We start from the raw sequence: 18,798 nt of genomic DNA, 5'->3' as shown, positions 1-18,798 counted from the left end.
ATGTGCAACAGCCACTTCATGCAGGAGGCACGATGTCGATAGAGGAAAGACTTGCCGCGCGCGGACTCGCACTGCCCGATCCGCCGAAGCCGCTCGGCAGCTACACCGCCGTCAGCCAGGCTGGTGACCTGCTGTTCATTTCAGGGCAACTGCCGCTCAGAGATGGCAAGGTGATCTGGCAGGGGCAGGTTGGCCGTGACCTGTCGCTGGAACAAGGCAGGCAGGCGGCGGAACTGGCGGCGCTCAACGTGCTCGCGCAGATCCGCTCGCATCTGGGCGGCTTTGATCGGCTCGATCACATCGTGCGCGTGGAAGGGCATGTGACCAGTGCGGAGGGCTGGTTGCAGCAGCCGGCGGTGCTCGATGGTGCGTCGGACCTGTTCGCCGACATGCTCGGCGACAAGGCCGGACATGCGCGCGCCGCGTATTCGCACTTCCAGCAACCGGGGAATGCCGCCGTGATCCTCGTCGTCATCGCGCAACTCCGGCGCGACTGACCGCGGTGGCTCCTCGACTTGTTCCCACGACGCACAACTGTTTGGTCGCGGCGGCCGTTCATCCGCCACGGCGCTTCACCTAGATTTGGACCCATCGGTCCCGACGGTCCGATTGGCAAGACAGCCAAATCCAATTCCATTATGCAGAGGTTAAAAATGAGTGCTTCACACAAGGTTGCCATCATCACGGGCGCTTCGCAGGGTATCGGTGCAGAGCTGGTCAAGGCCTATCGCGAACGCGGCTATCGCGTGGTCGCGACGGCGCGCAACATCCAGCCGTCCGATGATCCGGACATCCTCACCGTGGCCGGCGATATCGGCGAGCGCGACACCGCGCGCCGCGTCATCGACACAGCGCTGGAAAAGTTCGACCGCGTCGATACGCTCGTCAATAACGCCGGCATCTTCGTCGCCAAACCCTTTACCAGCTATACGGACGAGGACTACGCGGCGGTGACCAATGTGAACCTGTCCGGCTTTTTCCATATCACTCAGTTGGCCATCGCTGAAATGGAGAAGCGCCGCAGCGGCCATGTGGTCAGCATCACGACGAGCCTGGTCGACCATGCCATCAGCGGCGTGCCTTCCGTGCTGGCCTCGCTGACCAAGGGCGGGCTGAACGCCGCGACGAAGTCGCTGGCCATCGAGTATGCGAAGACCGGCATTCGCGTGAATGCGGTGTCGCCGGGCATCATCAAGTCACCGATGCATGCGCCCGAAACACACGATGCGCTGGGCGCGCTGCATCCGGTCGGCCATATGGGCGAGATGCGCGATATTGCCGACGCGGTACTTTATCTGGAATCCGCCGGCTTCGTGACCGGGGAGATCCTGCATGTGGATGGGGGCCAGAGTGCCGGGCATTGAGTGCCGCTGATTGAAGGACCCTGAAGAAGGCGGAATGCGCCAGGCCTGCCGCAATCTACGGCAGGCCTGGCGCAAAGCGGTTTCCGTCGCGCAGGTTCACACGGCGGCGCCGTCATCAGGCATAGGCGCCATCGAGATACGGATCGACTGACGCGCCGGCGACGACGACACCCCGCTTTGTCCATGCCGGCCAGCGTGCGCGAACCTTCGCCGTAGGGATCGCGCGAGTCCTGTACCGTGCGGGCACCTTCGCTGACACCTGCTTCCTTGACACATTGTTCTCAATTTACAATACTCAATACACTTGCATTCTTAATTAGAGAACGCTTCGCCAAGCGTCGCGCCCGGCCACGTGGAACTCGCAGAACTGGAAATCTTTCGCGCTGTCGCGCGCGAACAGAGCATCACCCGGGCAGCAAAGGCCCTCGCGCGCGTGCAGTCCAACGTCACGACGCGGGTCAAGCAGCTCGAGGAGAGCCTTGGCGTCACCCTGTTCCAGCGCGACAGCAGGAAGATGATCCTGACGCCGGAAGGGCAGCGGCTGCTCGGCTACGCGGAACAGATGCTGACGCTGGCCGAGGAAGCGCGGCAATCCATGCGCCTCAGTGCGCCAAGCGGCACGCTGCGGCTCGGCTCGATGGAGAGTTCTGCCGCAACGTTGCTGCCTAAGCCGCTGGCTCAGTTCCATGCCGCATGGCCTGAAGTTGAACTGAAGCTGACCACGGGAACCACGGGGTTTCTCGTCGATGCCGTGCTGGGCCATCGGCTGGACTGTGCAGTGGTTGCGCATCCGGGCACCGGCACGCCACGCAATACGAGCATGGCGGCGCTTGGCGAGGGACTGGAAGGCGTTTTCCTGCGGACCGAGGAGCTGGTGCTGATCCTGCCCGGCACGCACCCAAGGGCGCGCGGCCCGCGGGACGTGACGCTACGGCATCTCGCCGCGTTCTCGAAAGGCTGCACTTATCGCCGCTGCGCGGAAGACTGGCTCGAGCAACGTGGCGAGGATCTCCGCCACCGGCTGTCGGTGATCGAAATGCCGTCGTATCACGCGATCCTGGCCTGCGTCACCGCCGGATCGGCCGCGGCGATTGTGCCGCGCTCGCTGCTTGTCATGTACCCCGATGCCACCGATCTGCAGACCGTGCCGGTGCGTTCCGCACACACCTTCCTGATCAGGCGTGCGGGCTTCACGACCTCGGCATACGAAGCGTTCGTGCAGGAACTGCGCCATACCTGACACACGGGATGGCACAGCGACCGCAGGAATTTGAAACCACTACCCGACCTCAACAGGAATCACTGTCATGGACACCACCACGCGTTCCGGCGATGGCCGCAGCCTGCTCTCGCTGCTGAATATCGCCACGCCGATCATCCAGGCGCCGATGGCCGGCGTCAGCACCCCGGCCATGGCCGCCGCCGTGTCGGAGGCGGGCGGACTCGGCTCGCTCGGCGTTGGCGCCATGGACGCGGAAGGCGCACGCAAGGCAATCCGCGACACGCGCGCGCTGACCGGCAAGCCGTTCAACATCAACCTGTTCTGCCATGTGCCCGCCGTGGCTGATGCCGCGCGCGAGAAAGCCTGGCTCGACTACCTTGCGCCGCGATTCGCCGAGTATGGCGCCACGCCGCCCGCGAGCCTGCGCGAGATCTACAAGAGCTTTGTCGTGGATGAGGCCATGTTCCAGATGCTGCTCGAGGAAAAGCCGGCGGTGGTGAGCTTCCACTTCGGGCTGCCCGCCCAGGAAAAGATCGACGCGCTGCATGCGGCGGGCATCGTGCTGCTGGCCAGCGCCACGTCGCTGGAGGAGGCGCGCCAGATCGAGGCGGCCGGCATCGACGCGATCGTGGCGCAGGGCATCGAGGCCGGTGGACACCGGGGTGTCTTCGACCCGGCCGGCTATGACGAAGGCCTCGGCACTCTGGCGCTGGTGCGCATCCTGGTGCAGCACACCCGTCTGCCCGTGATCGCCGCCGGCGGCATCATGGACGGCGCGGGCATTGCCGCGGTGCTGGCGCTTGGGGCACAGGCCGCCCAGTTGGGGACAGCCTTTGTCGGCTGCGAGGAATCATCCGCCGATGCGGCCTACCGCGCGGCCTTCTCGGCGCAGCCGGCACGGCCGACCACACTGACGCGCGCGATTTCCGGGCGCGCGGCGCGCGGCTTCACGAACCGCTTCACGGAACTGGGCGAGGCGCCCGATGCGCCAGCCGTCCCTGACTACCCGACCACGTATGACGCCGGCAAGGCCTTGCATGCCGCGGCCAAGGCGAAGGGCAACAGTGATTACGCCGCGCAGTGGTCAGGACAGGCTGCGCCGTTGGCCCGGCAATTGCCGGCGGCCGAACTGGTCGGCCAGTTGCAGGCGGAATTGCGCGATGCGATAGCAGGCCTGAACGCGATCTCAGCGACCGGCAATACGGTCCGGATCTGAACGCTGGTCGAGCTGGATCTGCAGGAAGGCAAGGTCGAGCCACTTCCCGAACTTCGTCCCGACCTCGGGGAGCAGCCCGACCTGCCTGAAGCCCAGCTTTTCGTGCAGGCGGATCGAACTGGCGTTCTGCGCCTCGATGGCCGCCACCATGACATGCTTGCCGAGCTCGCGCGCACGATCGATCAGCGCCACCATGAGGGCTTCTGCGATACCTTTGCGGCGCTGGTCCGAGCGGACATAAACGGAGTGCTCCACGGTGTGACGGTAGCCGTCGAACGCACGCCAGTCGCCGAAGGACGCATAGCCCACCACCCCGGCATCCCCGTCGACCGCCACCAGCACCGGGTACCCCGCCTTGCGGCGCGCAGCGAGCCATTCCAAGCGATTAGCCGTATCGACAGGCGTCTCGTTCCAGATAGCGGTCGTGGTTTCGACCGCTTCGTTGTAGATGACAGTAACCGCCGGCATATCGTCCGGGCCTGCGTCGCGGATATTCATGGCTGCTCTCCAGATGGCAAAATGGGCTTCTCACATGATAGCCGATCGTCTACTATAGTGCACACATCAAGCCGCCGGCCAGCCGGACGAACCGCCAATCAGACGCGCGCATGCACTCACCGCTGCAGGACCCTACCTTCGCCATCTCCACCTGCGTGCGTGTCGAGCGCGAATCGCGCGAATGGTCACTGGCGGACCTGGCGGAACGCTCGGGTGTCTCGAAAGCCATGATCAGCAAGATCGAGCGTGGCGAGGCAAGCCCCACGGCGACCGTGCTGGGCAAGCTGTCGGGCGCATTCGGCCTGCCGCTGTCGATGCTGCTCGCACGCGCCGAGCAGGCCGGCGAACGCCTGAGCCGCGCCGCGGACCAGCCGGTCTGGACCGATCCCGAAACGGGCTATACCCGGCGCGCGGTATCCCCGCGCAGTGGCGGCATGCTCGAACTTGTAGAAGTGACGCTGCCCCCGGGGGCACGGGTCTCGTACCCGCCCTCGGCGTTCACGTTTCTGCACCAGCAGATCTGGCTGCGCAACGGGGCGCTGGTATTCCAGGAAGGCGAGATCACCCACGAACTGGAAGCCGGCGACTGCCTGCAACTGGGCCCGCCGGCGCCATGCACCTTCTACAATCCGGGAAGCAAGCCCTGCAGCTATGTGGTGGCGCTGGTCCGTCGATAGGACCTAGCCGGCCGGGTCACCGAACCCTGTCTGCGGCAGGTAATCGCCCCCCCCTATCGCCACCCCTATCGCCACCCCTATCGCCACCCCTAACGCTGCCCAATCCATGGCACGGGGTAGCTGGCGCGGAACTACCGGCGACCGAGGTCGATCAGCGTCTCGATGATCAGCGCGCGATGTCGGCGCCCGACGGCGACCGCGTCGCGCAGTGCCGTCAGCAGCCGGCACGCCTGCGAGATGTCATGGCCGTCGTCGCGCAATGTCCGGATCAACGCAATCTGACGCCGGACGCGTTCGCGGCCGTCATGGATATACCGGTCAGCGAACTCCAGATCGCGCATCTCGCGCTCGGAATCCAGCATGGCAACTCAAGTGGCCCGTCGCGCCAGGATTCTGCAGTTCAGAAGGGAGGCTGGCCGTTTCCATGATAGACATTGCGATGGCTGTTTGCCTTGATGCCGCAGCGGCTTACACCCCTACGCGGGCCCGTCGGTACCGTGATGGCAGAACGCTATCCGGAATGCGGCAGCGGCGTCGGACACTTCCGTGTCCGCTTGGCCCGGCACGCGCGGGCCACACCGCCCGACCTCGTTAGCCTTTGATGTTGCGGGGATCATGGCCAAATGAATTGCGTTCGCGGATCTGGCCGTCACGGCCATGGATCAGCAACTCTGCCTGGTCGTGCCTTGCCTTCTCGGTGCCTGCGGCAATGGCTTGTTCCTGCGAGTCGAACAACTGCCTGGGGCCACCGGCTTCCGATTCGACTGCCCAGCCGTCATGGGCTGGAACGACATGGACGTTCTTTCCCGGCATGATGGGTCTCCACTTTGGGAATGCAGTGAGTCTCCGTCCAACGCGTCCGACACGGCTATCCGCTTTTGTCTGATATCACGCGTGCCGAATTTGCCACAGCCGCCTGGCGCGGCAATGACCTCGGGGAACTTTGCGAACTCCGCGAACCCGCGAATGACTACGCTTGCGGTTCGTTGCGAACCCTGTCAGCAATGGCGTGGTGGAACGAGGCGGTGCGCTGCACCGCGCCGTCCGAGCCATGGATGACAAGCTCCACCTTGTCCCGCTTCGAGCGCTTGCCAACCCGTTGACGCATCAAACTGGCCACATGGGCCTGAGGTCAACGATGCAGGTGCGCCGTACGGCTAGCGCACGGTTTCGCGCGCCCGGCAATCGTGTGCGCGACTACGGTCCAGCGCCTTGAGCACGACGTACCCCTGGATTGTCACGTGAGGACGACTGCGGTCCGGACCGAGCCGCTCCAGCGTGACGAGTTGCCGCGCAAGCAGCGCTTCTATATCCGCACGGTCCAGCTCCGTTGAGTCCGGGCTGCCATTGACAAGTACCAGCGTGGCAAATTCATGATGACTCAGCACAGTTGTCTCCCAAGCTTTAGGTCTAATAGGGCTACGGGACTTCACTACCGTCCGTGACTGATTCGGTCGGCCGGCACAAGGCGGCTATCTGTTCGCGGACGCAAGGTCTGGCTGGCGAGCGTGGATCTTTCTGTCTCGCTCGGAGAGAGCATCTTAGTCACTCCGGGCGCCGTCTTCAACCAAAAAGGGACGCAACTCTGCAATTACCCAAAGTACCGACAACTCCGCTGTTTCCCCAAGCATGCGATGGTGTGATCGATCACAAGCTGATGTATCCCGAATAAATCTGATAAAACTGGCCCATCGCATTTAATGACCATCGGGTTAGTAGGCAGTAGACCGCAGTTACTTCAGAGGTAAACCCTGAGATGAAGCCAGCACCTCTTCGGCTATGCTGACAGCTCGAGGCGCCGTATTGAAATTGGCGTGGCGATTCTTTGGTGCAACTTCGTCCGCACGCAGACTGTGTGTGCGCAAAATTCCGAGGGCAAGATGGCAACTGGCATTGTGAAGTGGTTCAACAATGAAAAGGGTTATGGATTCATCACCCCGGATGACGGTGGCAAGGATCTGTTTGCGCATCACAGCGAAATCCAGGGCAGCGGATTCAAGTCGCTGGATGAAGGAGCGAAAGTGGAGTTCGACGTGACACAAGGCCAGAAGGGCCTGCAAGCGTCGAATATTCGCAAGCTATAGTCGCTCTATAGTCGCCTGCGCCCAGGACAGCCTGGGCGGCATGGGCTTCCCTGATACGAAGAACCCTCGGGTCGAACGTGATCTGTCTCGACCCGCGGAGCTTGCCGCTGGCGTGGCCAATTCACTCTGGCTGCGACTTGCCGTAATGCTCGCGAATGAGCCTGGCGGATTCCTCCCACAAAGCCGGTGCGCCTCGCTCAATGGGAGGCCGGTATCGTGCAAAGGCCTGTTCTTCCGTGACGTCGCACTCCACCCAGCTGCCGCCGCCGGTGGCGGCGTTATGGAGTAGCGGCTGAAAGCGGTCCAACGCTTTGGCGAACCTGGCGTCGTCACTCTCCGCAGCCTCGAATTCTGCCCATAGCGCGCGAAACTCCGCGGCCTGCGCTTCCGGCAACAACGAGAAAATGCGCTCGGCCGCCTCTTGTTCCCGCTCCGCCTGACCGGCTCGCGCCGCCGGGTCGTGAAACGGCACATCTCCCGCATCGATCTCCACGATATCGTGAATCAGCAGCATCTTCACGACGTGCACCACGTCAACGGGTGCTGCCGCATGCTCCGACAGAATCAGCGCATACATGGCAAGGTGCCAGGAATGTTCGGCGCTGTTTTCCCGACGCGACTGGTTGATAAGCGGCGTCAACCGCACGACACTCTTCAGCTCGTCGATTTCTCTGAGGAAGGAAAGCTGGCGTTCCAGATTGGCAAGGTTCACGGTGAATGCAGAGGGGCTGGCCTGGGCTTATCGGCGGAAGTTTAGCAGCGACGCCGGGACAACCTCGCCGGCAAGCAACGCGCCAACATGGCCAACGCGTCAGCCGACCTCATCGTGGTCAGGTCATGTCCTTGATGCGTTGGGATTACCAACGGAAGAAGAATGGGAGCGATACGCGTCACCGCGCAGCATTCGGGCGAATGACTTGATAATTCTGCGCACCGCGTTGTTTTCAGGGGCGCATGGCTTGTGAATTTTTGCAGGCCTGGCTTGCCCTCATCACAAGGATGCATTCGCCTGCACTCGCGCCCCTGAGCGAGCGGCGCAGGGCCGCTCAGCTATTCAGCTTGAATCCCGCCACGGCCTCCGCCAGACCGCCGGCCTGCTCATCCAGCAGCGACGAAGCCGCCGCTGCCTGTTCCACCAGCGCGGCATTCTGTTGCGTGGCTTGCTCCATTTCCTCGACTGCCTGATTGATCTGGCTGAGGCCTGTACTTTGTTCGCCCATGGCCGCACTGATCTCGGAAATGAGCGAGGAGACCTGGCGGATGCCGTCGACGATTTCCGTCATCGCATCGCCGGCAGCCTGAACCCGCTGGGTCCCGGACTGTACGCTGACTTCGGAGGTCTCGATCAGCGTCTTGATCTCCTTGGCCGCCGAGGCACTCCGATGCGCAAGGCTGCGCACTTCGCCGGCTACCACGGCGAAGCCTTTGCCATGTTCGCCAGCGCGTGCGGCCTCGACTGCAGCATTCAGTGCAAGGATATTGGTCTGGTAGGCAATGCCGTCGATGACGCCGATGATCTCCCCGATCCTCGATGACGAACGGGCGATGTCCTCCATCGTCGCGACGACGTCGGAAACGACATTGCCGCCACGCTTCGCCGCGTCACTGGCGGATGATGCAAGACGTGTTGCCTGAACTGTTGCTTCGGCGGAGCGGCTCACCGATCCGGTCAGCTCGGACAGCGAAGCCGCTGTCTCCTCCAGATTGCTCGCCGCCATTTCCGTACGACGCGACAGGTCCTGGTTTCCAGCCTCGATTTCGTTGGTCGCGACCTTCACCGATTCGCTGCCACGCCGAATCCTGGTCAGTGTGCTGCCGAGCTTTTCGACGAAGGTATTGAAGGATGTCGCGATCTGCGAGACCTCGTCACGGCCGTCGACCGGAAGACGGCGGGTCAGATCGCCGTCACCGGTGGCGATTTCATTCATGGCGTCTCGCACTTCGGATAGCCGGCGAAACGCTCGTGCGGTGAACAAGCCGCTCAGCGCCGCGGCCACCACCGCCAGCAGCACGATGGCCAACGCCGAGGTCTTGATCACCCGATTCAGGGCTGCAGTGGCCTCTGCCTTATCCAGCGCCACGACGAGCTGCCAGTTCGTACCGTGAATCGGCCTTGCGCGCAGCAGCTTCATTCTGCCGTCGAGCTCGATCTCGAGCGGATTTCCTTCGCTTTCAAGGGATGCCAATGCCTGTGGCGTCAACGCTTGCGACAACTCCGACGCCGGCTTGCGGATGTACTTTGCATCGGGGTGCGCCAGGATATTGGCATCCTTGTCGACCACAAAGCCAAGACTCTCGGGCGTCGGGCGCACGGCGGTCACGACATCGCGTACGCCATCCAGGGACACTACCGCAGACACCACGCCACTTGTCACGCCGTCTCGCACGATGGGTGCGGCGAACGAGACAAACGGCTTGCCCGTCGTTGCGTCAGCGTATGGCTTCGTCACGATTGGCTTAGCCGCTGCCAGGGTCTCCTTGTACCAGGGTCGCGCAGTCGGATCGAAGCCTGACGGCATCTGGTCCTTGCTTGCGACAAAGGACTTGTCCTGCCAGCCGGCAGTGGTGATCGGGAATGCGCCGGCCTTCTGCAGCTGACGAACAATACCGCGTGGGTCGCCTGGCGCAATCTGCTCTGCGGCGGCAGCCACCATGGTTGCTTTCCCTGTCACCCATTCATCGAGCGCGAGTGCATGGCCGGTAGCGATGGCATCGAGGTTTTGCCGGATCGTTTCCAGGTTGCTGTCGCGAACGATGACATAGGTTGCACAAGCGGTCAGCGCAAGCGATGTCACGACAATGCCGGTGGAAATGACCTGAATTTTCGTGCGAATCGATGAAAGCATAAGAGAGGGCAAGGATTGGCGCGGCCTTCGCGCTTGTCTCGTCAGGCTTGTAAAAAAACCCGGGGAAGTCCCCGGGCTGTTTGACTGTCGCGTTGCAACCGCTCAGAACTTGTGGCGGATCCCCACCACGAGTCCGAACTGATTGGCACCGGGCACCACGCGCTCACTGGACGTCGAGCCCAGCACGTCGTTGAAGCCGTTCACGCCAAGCGCCGAGCGGGAATTGTTGTTCAGCGCGTATGACATCGAGGCATACAGGTCGGTACGCTTGGACAGCATGTAATCAGCAGTTGCGACGAACTGCCACGGATTGCCAACCTGGGCGTAACGCAGGTTCTGATAGTAGGCAGCGCCCGTCAGCGAGAAGGCCGGCGTGAGCTGATAGCCGAGTCCGGCCCAGGCAAGGTTGGAGTAGGTGTTGGTAGCGCCGGCGGTGCCCGGCAGGGACGCACCGTTGTAGGCACGCGCATAGCGGTAGCCGCCGTAGACCTTGGCCCGACCGAACGCATAGGTGCCAGCAATCGCTGCACGGCGGAACAACTGGTTGGTCGTCAGTGCGGTGGCGGACGATTGATTCGTCTGGTCGTACACGGCGCCAACCGAAAGCGGGCCGGCCGCATACACGGTCATCAGCGAGTATTCGCGGCCGTTGGTGAAGTTGCCCGGGATTTCCTGGTTGTTGTAGTTGAAGCTGTACAGGCCGGTCACTGTCAGGCCACCGAACGTGCCGACATACTTGGCAGAGTTGTCCGCACGCTGGCTAAGCATGAACGGGTCTTGTGCGCCGATGGCGTAGCGTCCAGCGTTAGACATCGGATCAAACGCACCAGCAAAATCCCAGAACGGAGTAGCGTGGCGACCCACGGTCAGTTGCCCCCACTGGTTCTGCAAGCCTACATAGGCGGCACGACCGAACAAGCGGTTACCTTGCGCCATCTTTCCGTCGTCAACGGTGAAGCCGCTTTCCAGCGTAAAGACGCCGCGCAGGCCTCCACCCAGATCTTCCACGCCTCGCAGGCCCCAGCGTGACCCTGCCTGGCTGCCCGATTGCAGGGCCAGCAGGTGCGAACTGTTCCCGGTGGCATCAGGCACCTTGTTGAGGTACTCGACGCCGGCGTCCACGATTCCGTAGAGGGTCACGCTTGATTGCGCATAAGTGCTGGCCGACGCAAGCAGCCCGGCGGCGATGGCGAACAGTTTGAGCTTCATGTTTTCCTTATTGGAAGTTCCAGCAAATGAACTGCAGGGGCTGTCGGACCTGAGGGAATCTGTTTGCTACCGGTTGAACTGCGGGGGAAGGTCGCGCCAACCACGGCGCAGCTCTTGCCGGCAAACCAGAATACGCATCTCGCGGCGGAGTATAAAATACGTAATCTGTAATTACAATGTAAACAACACACTGATTTATATACACTTATCTTTCGTATTGTCAGCCCAAACCGGGATGAAGCGATCCGGTATGGACGCGCGGAATTCCACGGATAGGCGCTCCCCATCGGCCGGGCTGGCAGTAATATGAGCGGCTCCCACTATCGATTGGAATTCCGCGATGCAAGTACTGGTTGACGCAGACGCCTGCCCTGTTGTGGTCAAGGAAATGTTGTATCGGGCTGCGCAGCGTCTCGAAGTGTGCGTCACGCTGGTAGCGAACAAGTTCTTGCGCACGCCCCCGTCGCGCTTTATCAGGGCCCTGCAAGTGCCAGCCGGCTTCGACGCAGCCGATGACCGTATTGTCGAACTGGTCATCCACGGTGACCTTGTGATTACGGCTGACATTCCTCTTGCCGCCGCTGCCCTGGAAAAGGGCGCTTATGTGCTTGACCCGCGGGGAAGCTGGTTCAGCCGCGAGAACATTCAGGAGCGCCTGACGATGCGCGACGTGATGGAACAGCTTCGCAGTTCAGGCATTGATACCGGCGGTCCGGCACCATATGCTGCGCAGGATAGCAAGGCGTTCGCGGGCCAATTGGATCGGTTCCTGGCTCGCCATGTGTCGCCATGAATGGTGGAGACCTTGAATTGGCCACGCCCGTACTTCGATTCTTGCGGCGCGGCTACTCTGACCTCGTGCTGCTGAGAAGACAGTCTCCCGTGTAATCAGGATTCCGACGTCACGGGCGCGGCGTCCGCCTCGGCTGCCAGCATGAGCAGCACTGCGTCGCGCTTGTCGAGCAAATGCTGGCGCAGGATTGCCGCGAGTCGCTTGCCATCGCGCGCCTCCAGCGCGATCAGCATTTCATCGTGGTCATGGATGGCGCTGTCCCACTTCGTCTTCTGGAAGTTCGAACGGAATCGCAGCGCTTGCAGCCTGCGGTTGACGGCCAGGTAGGTCTGGCGAAGCGCAGCGTTGCGCGCAGCCTGATTGATGCGGTCATGAATCTGCCGGTTGCAGTCGTAGTAACCGGACAGGTCTTCCTGCGCACGGCAGGCAAGCATGGTGTAGTGCAAGGCTTTGAGTTCTGCAAGCTCGACAGCGGTCATGCGTTCGCAGGCCAGCTCTCCCGAAAACGCCTCCAGGCCACTCATCAACTCGAAGGTATCCCGGATTTCCGTTGCCGACAGCCTGGCTACCGTGGCGCCGCGATTGGGCGAGATATCGATCAGCCCTTCCGCCGCGAGCACCTTGAGTGCCTCGCGCAGCGGTGTGCGCGAGATGCCAAGCGTTTCGCAAAGCTCTCGCTCGTTAAGCTTTGTGCCGGCCTTCAGTACCCCCTCCACGATGAAGTTGCGAAGGTGGCCCACGACCGTGTCATGCAGGCGTTGCCGCTCGACCTTCGGAAGCATGGATGCGAGGGTGGTCTCGGCTGATGACATGGAATCTTGCATGCAAAGTCCAACGAATGGGCGTTTGAAGGGATTTTAGCAGACCCATAGCACAGCGCCGCCAAGGCGCAAGATCCCCTTAGATCGGGGTAAACACTGCGTTTTTTTCTTGTTCCGGGCCCTTCTCCGATGCGCCTCTCCTGCTAAAGTATTTTGAATGCAAAATTCAACAGGAGGAGCAAATGCTGAAACTGGACTTCCATCCCGCTGGCCGTCATTTCCTGCAAATCCCCGGACCAAGCCCGGTGCCGGATCGCATCCTGCGGGCCATCAGCTACCCGACCATTGACCATCGCGGCCCGGAGTTCGGCGCGCTGGGATTGAAGGTGCTGGCCGGCATCCGCAAGATCTTCAAGACTGAGCAGCCGGTTGTGATCTATCCGGCCTCCGGAACAGGCGCATGGGAAGCCGCGCTATCCAACACGCTGAGCCCGGGCGATACCGTGCTGATGTTCGAGACCGGCCACTTCGCCACGCTCTGGAAAAAGATGGCCGAGAAACTTGGGCTGCGCCCGGAGTTCCTGGGCTTGCCGGGCATCGAGGGCTGGCGCCGCGGGGTTCAGGCCGACATGATCGAAGCGCGCCTGCGCCAGGACAGCGACCATGCCATCAAGGCGGTCTGCGTGGTGCATAACGAGACCTCGACCGGCGTCACGTCTGATATCGCCGCCGTGCGCAAGGCCATCGATGCAGCGGGCCATCCGGCGCTGCTGATGGTCGACACAATCTCGGGGCTGGCCTCTGCCGACTATCGCCACGACGAGTGGGGCGTGGACGTGACCGTCTCCGGCTCGCAAAAGGGGCTCATGCTGCCGCCGGGCATCAGCTTCAACGCCGTGTCGCCGAAGGCAATCGAAGCCAGCCGGTCCGCGCGCCTGCCACGCAGTTTCTGGGATTGGGAGGAGATCATCGCCATGAACCGGACCGGCTACTGGCCCTACACGCCCAGCACGAACCTGCTCTATGGCTTGTCGGAGGCGCTGGACATGATCCTTGAAGAAGGGCTCGACAACGTCTTCGCACGCCACCATCGCCTGGCCGAGGCTTGCCGCCGTGCAGTGCGCGCATGGGGCCTCGAGATCCAGTGCGCGGACCCGTCGGTCTACAGCCCGGTGCTGACCGGCGTGATGATGCACGACGGCATTGACGCGGACTCCGTGCGCCGGATCATCTACGACCGCTTCAACATGTCGCTCGGCGCGGCGCTCGGCAAGATGAAGGGGCGGATGTTCCGTATCGGCCATCTCGGCGACTGCAACGATCTCACGCTGATGGCCACGCTGTCCGGCTGCGAAATGGGGCTGAAGTTGTCCGGTGTGCCAGTGGCCGCAAGCGGCGTCGCCGCAGCCATGGACTATCTCGCGGCCCACGCAAACCCCTTGCCGCTGCGGGCCGCAGCCTGACGCAGGCCACCGGGTCCTGCGATCGCGGCGAGCCCCAGTTCACAGTCAAGGCCGGGGAGGGCCTTGCCGCAACTGGTTGGCAGCACCGCTGCAAGCGCGCAGCCGCAGGCCCCGGCGGTACAGGCCCATTCCACGTTCCACACAGCGCCGATCGGCTCCAGCATCGGCGCAGCAGCACCGACGTACCTGACAATACAAAAGGAGACGCTGTGGAAACTACCCTGCACGCCGGGGCAAAGGTGAGTTCGTACGAAGACGCGGTTTATCGCAAGGTAAGCTGGCGCCTCGTGCCGTTCCTGATGCTTTGCTTCCTGATTGCCTATCTCGACCGAGTCAACGTCGGCTTTGCCAAGCTCCAGATGTCGCAGGACCTTGGCTTCAGCGAAACCGTCTATGGCCTGGGCGCCGGCATCTTCTTCATCGGATACTTCCTGTTCGAGATACCCAGCAACCTTGCGCTTCACCGCTTCGGCGCCAAGGTCTGGATCGGCCGGATCATGGTGACATGGGGCCTGCTTTCGGCGTGCTTCGTGTTCGTGGAGACCCCGACTGCTTTCTACACCTTGCGTTTCCTGCTGGGCCTGGCCGAAGCGGGCTTCACGCCCGGCATCGTGTACTACTTGTCCTGCTGGTATCCCTCGCATCGGCGCGCCAAGATCATGGCGATCTATTGCATGGGCTCGCCGCTGTCCGGCATCATCGGCAACCCGTTGTCAGGCTTTTTGATGGGCAGCATGGGGGGCATTGCGGGTTGGGCGGGCTGGCAATGGATGTTCTTCATTGAAGCCGTGCCTGCCATATTGCTGGGCCTCGCCTGCTTCTTCTACCTGGACAGTTCCATCTCCAAGGCCAAATGGCTCAGTGACGACGAGAAGCGCGTGCTCGAGCTGGCCAAGGCGGAGGACAACAAGGCGGCGGGCCATGAGGCGCGCGTGGGCAACGTCTTCACCGACCCGCGTGTCTGGCTCATCAGCCTGATCTGCTTCTGCTATGTCACCGGGCAGTACGGCATTACGCTCTGGCTGCCAACGTTCATCAAGTCGACAGGTGTGTCCGATCCGCTGCATATCGGCCTGCTCAGCGCGATCCCGTATATGGCGGCCATCGTCACCATGTACGTGTTCGGCAAGAGCGCGGATAAGCATCGGGAACGGCGCTGGCACCTGATCGTGCCCTGCATGATGGGCGCCATCGGCTTCCTGGCCCTGCCCTGGATCATGCACAGCACGGCGCTCTCGCTGGTGTTCCTGTCGATTGCCGCGGCCGGCATCCTGACCTGTTCGCCGCTGTTCTGGTCCCTGCCTACCGCCTTCCTCAGCGGCGCGGCGGCGGCGACGGCCATCGCCATGAGCAATTCGATCGGCAACCTGGCCGGCTTTACCAGCGGCTACATGATCGGGTATCTGCGTGACGTAACCCAGAGCGGTACCAGCGCGTACTACATGATTGCGGGCATGCTTGTCCTTGGCGCGTTCGCCATCTGGACCTTGCCGGCAAAGCTGGTCAACCGGTAGCGCATGTCGGGGAGCGGCGTGCCGCTCCCCGACGACTCATCACCCCGGCGCCCTTCCCGTGGGCGCAAGGAACACAAACATGAAATCAACCACCGACTCCGGCACCCGGGTCATGGAGGCCACCGTAGAGGGCGTCCATGCCGCCATGCGTGAAGGCCGACTCACGGCGCGTCAACTGGTGCAGCGATACCTGGACCGGATCGCCGCCTATGACAGGAACGGCCCGGGCATCTACAGCGTACTGCAGCTCAATCCCCACGCATTGTCAGAAGCGGATCAACTGGACGCGCAAGCTGCGGCCGCGCCATCCGTTCCGCTCGCGTCTCTGCATGGCATACCGGTCCTGGTCAAGGACAACATCGAATGCGCCGGTATGGAGACGACTGCGGGCGCACGTTGCCTGCAAGGCAATCTTGCGGTGGAGGACGCCTTCATCGTGCGCAGGCTGCGCGAGGCCGGCGCGATCGTACTGGCCAAGACCAACCTGCACGAGCTGGCATCTGGCGGCGAGACCGTCAGCACGCTGGGCGGACAAACCCGCAACCCCTATGACCTCACGCGGACGCCGGGTGGTTCAAGCGGCGGCACGGCCGCGGGTATTGCTGCCAACTTCGGCCTGCTGGGAATCGGCACGGATGGTGTCAATTCCATTCGCTCCCCCGCTTCGGCGAACAACCTCGTCGGCTTGCGTCCGACGATGGGACTGGTCAGCCGTACCGGACTGATCCCTTGCGGGCTGACGCAAGACACCATCGGGCCGATCACACGCACCGTGACCGATGCCGCGCTCTTGCTCGACATCATCGCCGGCTACGACCCGGCGGACCCGGTTACCGGCGAAGCCGCTTCGCATACCCGGCCTAGCTACACCGAAGGACTGCATCCTGACGCGCTGAAAGGGGCTCGCATCGGCGTACTGCGCTCCTTCTTTGGCGATGGGCCCGAGCATCGCGCCGTCAATGCCGTCATGCAGAACGCGCTTGCCACCATCCGTGCACGAGGTGCCGAGCTGGTGCAGATCGATGAAGCGATCCACCCCGACGCGCTGCTGGCCGACACGCTGGTGCACCTCTACGAAATGAAGGGCGACCTTGACGCCTACCTTGCCGATGCCCCATCCGACGTGTCGGTACGCTCCATGGAAGACATCATCGCTTCGGCGAGCGTGCATCCCAGCGTCGCGGGAACGCTGAAGAACGCCATGGCACTGGCAGGCAACGAGACCGAATACCGCGAACGGTTGCAACGCCAGCAAGCGTTGCGTGAACGCGTCCTCGGGTTGATGGCAGCGCACCGTCTCGATGCGCTGGCGTTTCCGCACCAGCGCCGCCTGGTCGTGCCCGTGGGCGAGGCCCAGGCCGAGCGCAATGGCGTGCTCGCGTCGGCCACGGGCTTCCCCGCAATCGTCATCCCGGCAGGCTTCTCCGAACCGGATGCCCACGCCGCACATGGCGTTCCGGTCGGCCTGGAGTTGTTTGGCCGACCGTTTTCGGAAGCCGTGTTGTTGCGGCTGGCGTTCGCGGCGGAGCACGCCGTGGGCGCCCGCCGCCCGCCTCTGACTGCGCCAGCACTGACCTAGCACCGCGTCGCAGCCGCACTTTCATGACTGCTCTGTTCCAATGCCGGCCAGCGATGCCGGCAGCAAGTTTGCGGACACACCGTAACTGACCTCATTTCGAGGAGGAGACAAGATGGGCGCAGAAGTGAATGTCCAATCATCGAGTTCGCCCCAGCAGCACGAACTCGACCGGGCAATGGATGGCATCGGCGTCACCGCCGCACACAAGAAGATCATCTTCCTGATCATGCTGGGCGTGATGTTCGATGTCTTTGAACAGAACGCCGTGGGCCTGGTGGGGCCCATCTTGCGCGAGCAATGGGGCATATCGGTCGCGCATATCGGCTTTCTCAATACGCTGACGTTCAGCGCAGCGGCACTGGGCCGCGTCGCATCGGGCTATATCGCCGATCGCTACGGCCGTCGCGCGATGCTGAATGCGAACCTGCTGCTGTTCACGCTCGGTGCGGTCATCTGCGCGCTGGCGCCGAACTATACGGTGCTGGCTGCGGGCCGGTTCATCGTCGGCATCGGCCTGGGTGGTGAAATCTCGGTGGCCGTGACAATCCTTGCCGAGCTGTGCTCGACCCGTTTCCGCGGCACCGCGGTCGGCATGGTCAGCGTGGGCAGCGGCGGTCTGGGCAATATGCTGGCACCCGCGTTCGGCTTGGCCGTGTTCGCGCTGTTCCCCGGACCGGACAGCTGGCGGTGGCTGTTCGGCTGCCTGGTCGTGCCCGCCATCTTCGTCGTGTTCTACCGTCGCTTTATTCCCGAGACGCCTCGCTTCCTGCTGTCGAAGGGCCGCGTGGACCAGGCGAACCGTGTGCTCTCCGGCCTCGCTTCCGGGCGTCTGGGCAAGCTGCGCGGAGAACCGACACAGTACATCCGGGAGGCCGTTCAGGACGATTCGCCACGGGCCAGGGTACGGTTGCGCGATGTGTTCCAGGGTCGCTTGGGCCGGCGCACGGTCGCGTTGGGTATCGCGGTCTCGATGACATACGGCGCGCAGATTTCAGTGCTGACGTTGATGCCCACGATCCTGATGTCGCAGGGATACACCATCTCGAAAAGCCTGTTGTTCACCATGGTGATGCAAAGCGGAAGCCTGTTCGGCGCGCTGGCAGCTTCGTATTGCGGCTACCACTTTCCGCGCAAGCGCGTGCTGACCATTGGTGCGGGACTGGCATGCGCGGCAGGGCTGAGTTTCGGCTTCCTGACGTTCAATGTGGGATTGGTGCTGTTGTTCGGGGCGTGCTTTACGTTCTGCGTGGTGCTGCTGAACACCTCGATCTGGATCTTTGCCCCCGAGCAATATCCCACCGATGTCCGTGCTTTCGGCACCTCGCTCATTCTCGCGCTGGGTACGCTGGCCGGTGCGTTGACACCGCTGATCAGTGGCCGCGTGTTCGAAAGCTACGGCGTGGGTGGCATGTTCAGCATGCTGGCCGCCATGTACGCTGTGTTCGCGCTAAGCGTACAGTTTGCGCCTGAGACCTTCGGCCGCCCCATGGGTGAACCCGAACCGGAAGACACGGCAGAGTTGGCAGTCGGCACGGGTACCGCCAGTGCCAGCGGATCCTGACTCAAGCAATG

General features: G+C 62.7%; 20 protein-coding genes. 11 read left to right on the top strand and 9 right to left on the bottom strand.

All coding sequences use genetic code 11. The features are described from left to right. Positions 1–32: 32 nt before the first annotated feature. The 4 genes from ACIGJG_RS23265 to ACIGJG_RS23250 all read left to right on the top strand — a co-directional run bounded on the left by ACIGJG_RS23265 (position 33) and on the right by ACIGJG_RS23250 (position 3,802). The gene (locus ACIGJG_RS23265; protein WP_011301239.1) at positions 33–497 is read left to right on the top strand and encodes a RidA family protein; all 465 of its coding nucleotides are present in this window, start codon (positions 33–35) and stop codon (positions 495–497) included. 156 nt (positions 498–653) lie between these two features. Further along, entirely contained in the window at positions 654–1,364 is a 711-nt protein-coding gene (locus ACIGJG_RS23260; protein ID WP_140949390.1) for an SDR family NAD(P)-dependent oxidoreductase, read from the top strand. Positions 1,365–1,716: 352 nt separating this feature from the next. Continuing rightward, positions 1,717–2,604, top strand: a complete 888-nt coding sequence (locus tag ACIGJG_RS23255; protein ID WP_483673985.1) for a LysR substrate-binding domain-containing protein — start codon at positions 1,717–1,719, stop codon at positions 2,602–2,604. 67 nt (positions 2,605–2,671) lie between these two features. Continuing rightward, on the top strand, positions 2,672–3,802 hold the full coding sequence (locus tag ACIGJG_RS23250) for an NAD(P)H-dependent flavin oxidoreductase (RefSeq protein ID WP_140949388.1): 1,131 nt from the start codon (positions 2,672–2,674) through the stop codon (positions 3,800–3,802). On the opposite strand, the gene ACIGJG_RS23245 is transcribed toward ACIGJG_RS23250, so the two are convergent. Further along, positions 3,773–4,300: a GNAT family N-acetyltransferase gene (locus ACIGJG_RS23245; protein ID WP_011301243.1), complete on the bottom strand. Its 528-nt coding sequence runs from the start codon at positions 4,298–4,300 to the stop codon at positions 3,773–3,775. The genes ACIGJG_RS23250 and ACIGJG_RS23245 overlap by 30 nt on opposite strands. Before the next feature lie 110 nt (positions 4,301–4,410). Here ACIGJG_RS23245 and ACIGJG_RS23240 point away from each other — a divergent pair, with 110 nt between their 5' ends. Further along, positions 4,411–4,977: a helix-turn-helix domain-containing protein gene (locus tag ACIGJG_RS23240; RefSeq protein WP_483673984.1), complete on the top strand. Its 567-nt coding sequence runs from the start codon at positions 4,411–4,413 to the stop codon at positions 4,975–4,977. Between the two features lie 131 nt (positions 4,978–5,108). On the opposite strand, the gene ACIGJG_RS23235 is transcribed toward ACIGJG_RS23240, so the two are convergent. The 4 genes from ACIGJG_RS23235 to ACIGJG_RS23220 all read right to left on the bottom strand — a co-directional run bounded on the left by ACIGJG_RS23235 (position 5,109) and on the right by ACIGJG_RS23220 (position 6,365). Beyond that, positions 5,109–5,339 (bottom strand): hypothetical protein, encoded by a 231-nt coding sequence (locus tag ACIGJG_RS23235; RefSeq protein WP_011301245.1) that lies wholly within the window; start codon positions 5,337–5,339, stop codon positions 5,109–5,111. Between the two features lie 229 nt (positions 5,340–5,568). Further along, a complete protein-coding gene (locus ACIGJG_RS23230) occupies positions 5,569–5,790 on the bottom strand; it encodes a DUF2188 domain-containing protein (protein WP_140949386.1) in 222 nt (73 codons plus the stop codon). A gap of 157 nt (positions 5,791–5,947) precedes the next feature. Further along, positions 5,948–6,085, bottom strand: a complete 138-nt coding sequence (locus tag ACIGJG_RS23225) for a hypothetical protein (protein WP_483673983.1) — start codon at positions 6,083–6,085, stop codon at positions 5,948–5,950. Positions 6,086–6,134: 49 nt separating this feature from the next. Continuing rightward, complete coding sequence (locus tag ACIGJG_RS23220; protein WP_011301247.1) at positions 6,135–6,365, bottom strand: hypothetical protein; 231 nt, start codon at positions 6,363–6,365, stop codon at positions 6,135–6,137. Positions 6,366–6,857: 492 nt separating this feature from the next. On the opposite strand from ACIGJG_RS23220, the gene ACIGJG_RS23215 reads away from it, so the two are divergent. Continuing rightward, positions 6,858–7,061, top strand: a complete 204-nt coding sequence (locus ACIGJG_RS23215) for a cold-shock protein (protein WP_011301248.1) — start codon at positions 6,858–6,860, stop codon at positions 7,059–7,061. A gap of 121 nt (positions 7,062–7,182) precedes the next feature. Here the strand turns inward: ACIGJG_RS23215 and ACIGJG_RS23210 are convergent, their stop codons facing one another. From ACIGJG_RS23210 to ACIGJG_RS23200, 3 genes are all read right to left on the bottom strand, one after another. Further along, positions 7,183–7,773, bottom strand: coding sequence for an HD domain-containing protein (locus ACIGJG_RS23210; protein ID WP_483673982.1), 591 nt, complete (start codon positions 7,771–7,773; stop codon positions 7,183–7,185). 334 nt (positions 7,774–8,107) lie between these two features. After that, positions 8,108–9,907, bottom strand: a complete 1,800-nt coding sequence (locus tag ACIGJG_RS23205; RefSeq protein WP_483673981.1) for a methyl-accepting chemotaxis protein — start codon at positions 9,905–9,907, stop codon at positions 8,108–8,110. Positions 9,908–10,009: 102 nt separating this feature from the next. Then, positions 10,010–11,116, bottom strand: coding sequence for a porin (locus ACIGJG_RS23200; RefSeq protein ID WP_220630037.1), 1,107 nt, complete (start codon positions 11,114–11,116; stop codon positions 10,010–10,012). A 340-nt stretch (positions 11,117–11,456) separates the two neighbouring features. Between ACIGJG_RS23200 and ACIGJG_RS23195 the strand changes: the two genes are divergently transcribed. Further along, positions 11,457–11,909: a YaiI/YqxD family protein gene (locus tag ACIGJG_RS23195; RefSeq protein ID WP_140953535.1), complete on the top strand. Its 453-nt coding sequence runs from the start codon at positions 11,457–11,459 to the stop codon at positions 11,907–11,909. A gap of 95 nt (positions 11,910–12,004) precedes the next feature. Here the strand turns inward: ACIGJG_RS23195 and ACIGJG_RS23190 are convergent, their stop codons facing one another. After that, positions 12,005–12,733 (bottom strand): GntR family transcriptional regulator, encoded by a 729-nt coding sequence (locus ACIGJG_RS23190; protein WP_483673980.1) that lies wholly within the window; start codon positions 12,731–12,733, stop codon positions 12,005–12,007. A 179-nt stretch (positions 12,734–12,912) separates the two neighbouring features. On the opposite strand from ACIGJG_RS23190, the gene ACIGJG_RS23185 reads away from it, so the two are divergent. From ACIGJG_RS23185 to ACIGJG_RS23170, 4 genes are all read left to right on the top strand, one after another. After that, a complete protein-coding gene (locus tag ACIGJG_RS23185) occupies positions 12,913–14,133 on the top strand; it encodes a pyridoxal-phosphate-dependent aminotransferase family protein (RefSeq protein ID WP_011301254.1) in 1,221 nt (406 codons plus the stop codon). A gap of 209 nt (positions 14,134–14,342) precedes the next feature. After that, positions 14,343–15,647 (top strand): MFS transporter, encoded by a 1,305-nt coding sequence (locus tag ACIGJG_RS23180; RefSeq protein WP_011301255.1) that lies wholly within the window; start codon positions 14,343–14,345, stop codon positions 15,645–15,647. A 79-nt stretch (positions 15,648–15,726) separates the two neighbouring features. Beyond that, on the top strand, positions 15,727–17,226 hold the full coding sequence (locus tag ACIGJG_RS23175; protein ID WP_483673979.1) for an amidase family protein: 1,500 nt from the start codon (positions 15,727–15,729) through the stop codon (positions 17,224–17,226). A gap of 112 nt (positions 17,227–17,338) precedes the next feature. Beyond that, on the top strand, positions 17,339–18,787 hold the full coding sequence (locus ACIGJG_RS23170; protein ID WP_220630034.1) for an MFS transporter: 1,449 nt from the start codon (positions 17,339–17,341) through the stop codon (positions 18,785–18,787). Positions 18,788–18,798 lie beyond the last annotated feature (11 nt).

This window comes from Cupriavidus sp. C1SS-2L (genome assembly GCF_057073735.1).
This window is presented reverse-complemented; position numbering and strand designations above follow the sequence as displayed.

Excerpts from the sequence above, each read along its gene's own strand:
- ACIGJG_RS23265 (WP_011301239.1), top strand. The coding sequence starts at position 33 with ATGTCGATAGAGGAAAGACTTGCCGCGCGCGGACTCGCACTGCCCGAT.
- ACIGJG_RS23260 (WP_140949390.1), top strand. The coding sequence starts at position 654 with ATGAGTGCTTCACACAAGGTTGCCATCATCACGGGCGCTTCGCAGGGT.
- ACIGJG_RS23250 (WP_140949388.1), top strand. The coding sequence starts at position 2,672 with ATGGACACCACCACGCGTTCCGGCGATGGCCGCAGCCTGCTCTCGCTG.
- ACIGJG_RS23245 (WP_011301243.1), bottom strand. The coding sequence starts at position 4,300 with ATGAATATCCGCGACGCAGGCCCGGACGATATGCCGGCGGTTACTGTC.
- ACIGJG_RS23240 (WP_483673984.1), top strand. The coding sequence starts at position 4,411 with ATGCACTCACCGCTGCAGGACCCTACCTTCGCCATCTCCACCTGCGTG.
- ACIGJG_RS23235 (WP_011301245.1), bottom strand. The coding sequence starts at position 5,339 with ATGCTGGATTCCGAGCGCGAGATGCGCGATCTGGAGTTCGCTGACCGG.
- ACIGJG_RS23230 (WP_140949386.1), bottom strand. The coding sequence starts at position 5,790 with ATGCCGGGAAAGAACGTCCATGTCGTTCCAGCCCATGACGGCTGGGCA.
- ACIGJG_RS23225 (WP_483673983.1), bottom strand. The coding sequence starts at position 6,085 with ATGCGTCAACGGGTTGGCAAGCGCTCGAAGCGGGACAAGGTGGAGCTT.
- ACIGJG_RS23215 (WP_011301248.1), top strand. The coding sequence starts at position 6,858 with ATGGCAACTGGCATTGTGAAGTGGTTCAACAATGAAAAGGGTTATGGA.
- ACIGJG_RS23205 (WP_483673981.1), bottom strand. The coding sequence starts at position 9,907 with ATGCTTTCATCGATTCGCACGAAAATTCAGGTCATTTCCACCGGCATT.
- ACIGJG_RS23200 (WP_220630037.1), bottom strand. The coding sequence starts at position 11,116 with ATGAAGCTCAAACTGTTCGCCATCGCCGCCGGGCTGCTTGCGTCGGCC.
- ACIGJG_RS23195 (WP_140953535.1), top strand. The coding sequence starts at position 11,457 with ATGCAAGTACTGGTTGACGCAGACGCCTGCCCTGTTGTGGTCAAGGAA.
- ACIGJG_RS23190 (WP_483673980.1), bottom strand. The coding sequence starts at position 12,733 with ATGCAAGATTCCATGTCATCAGCCGAGACCACCCTCGCATCCATGCTT.
- ACIGJG_RS23185 (WP_011301254.1), top strand. The coding sequence starts at position 12,913 with ATGCTGAAACTGGACTTCCATCCCGCTGGCCGTCATTTCCTGCAAATC.
- ACIGJG_RS23175 (WP_483673979.1), top strand. The coding sequence starts at position 15,727 with ATGAAATCAACCACCGACTCCGGCACCCGGGTCATGGAGGCCACCGTA.
- ACIGJG_RS23170 (WP_220630034.1), top strand. The coding sequence starts at position 17,339 with ATGGGCGCAGAAGTGAATGTCCAATCATCGAGTTCGCCCCAGCAGCAC.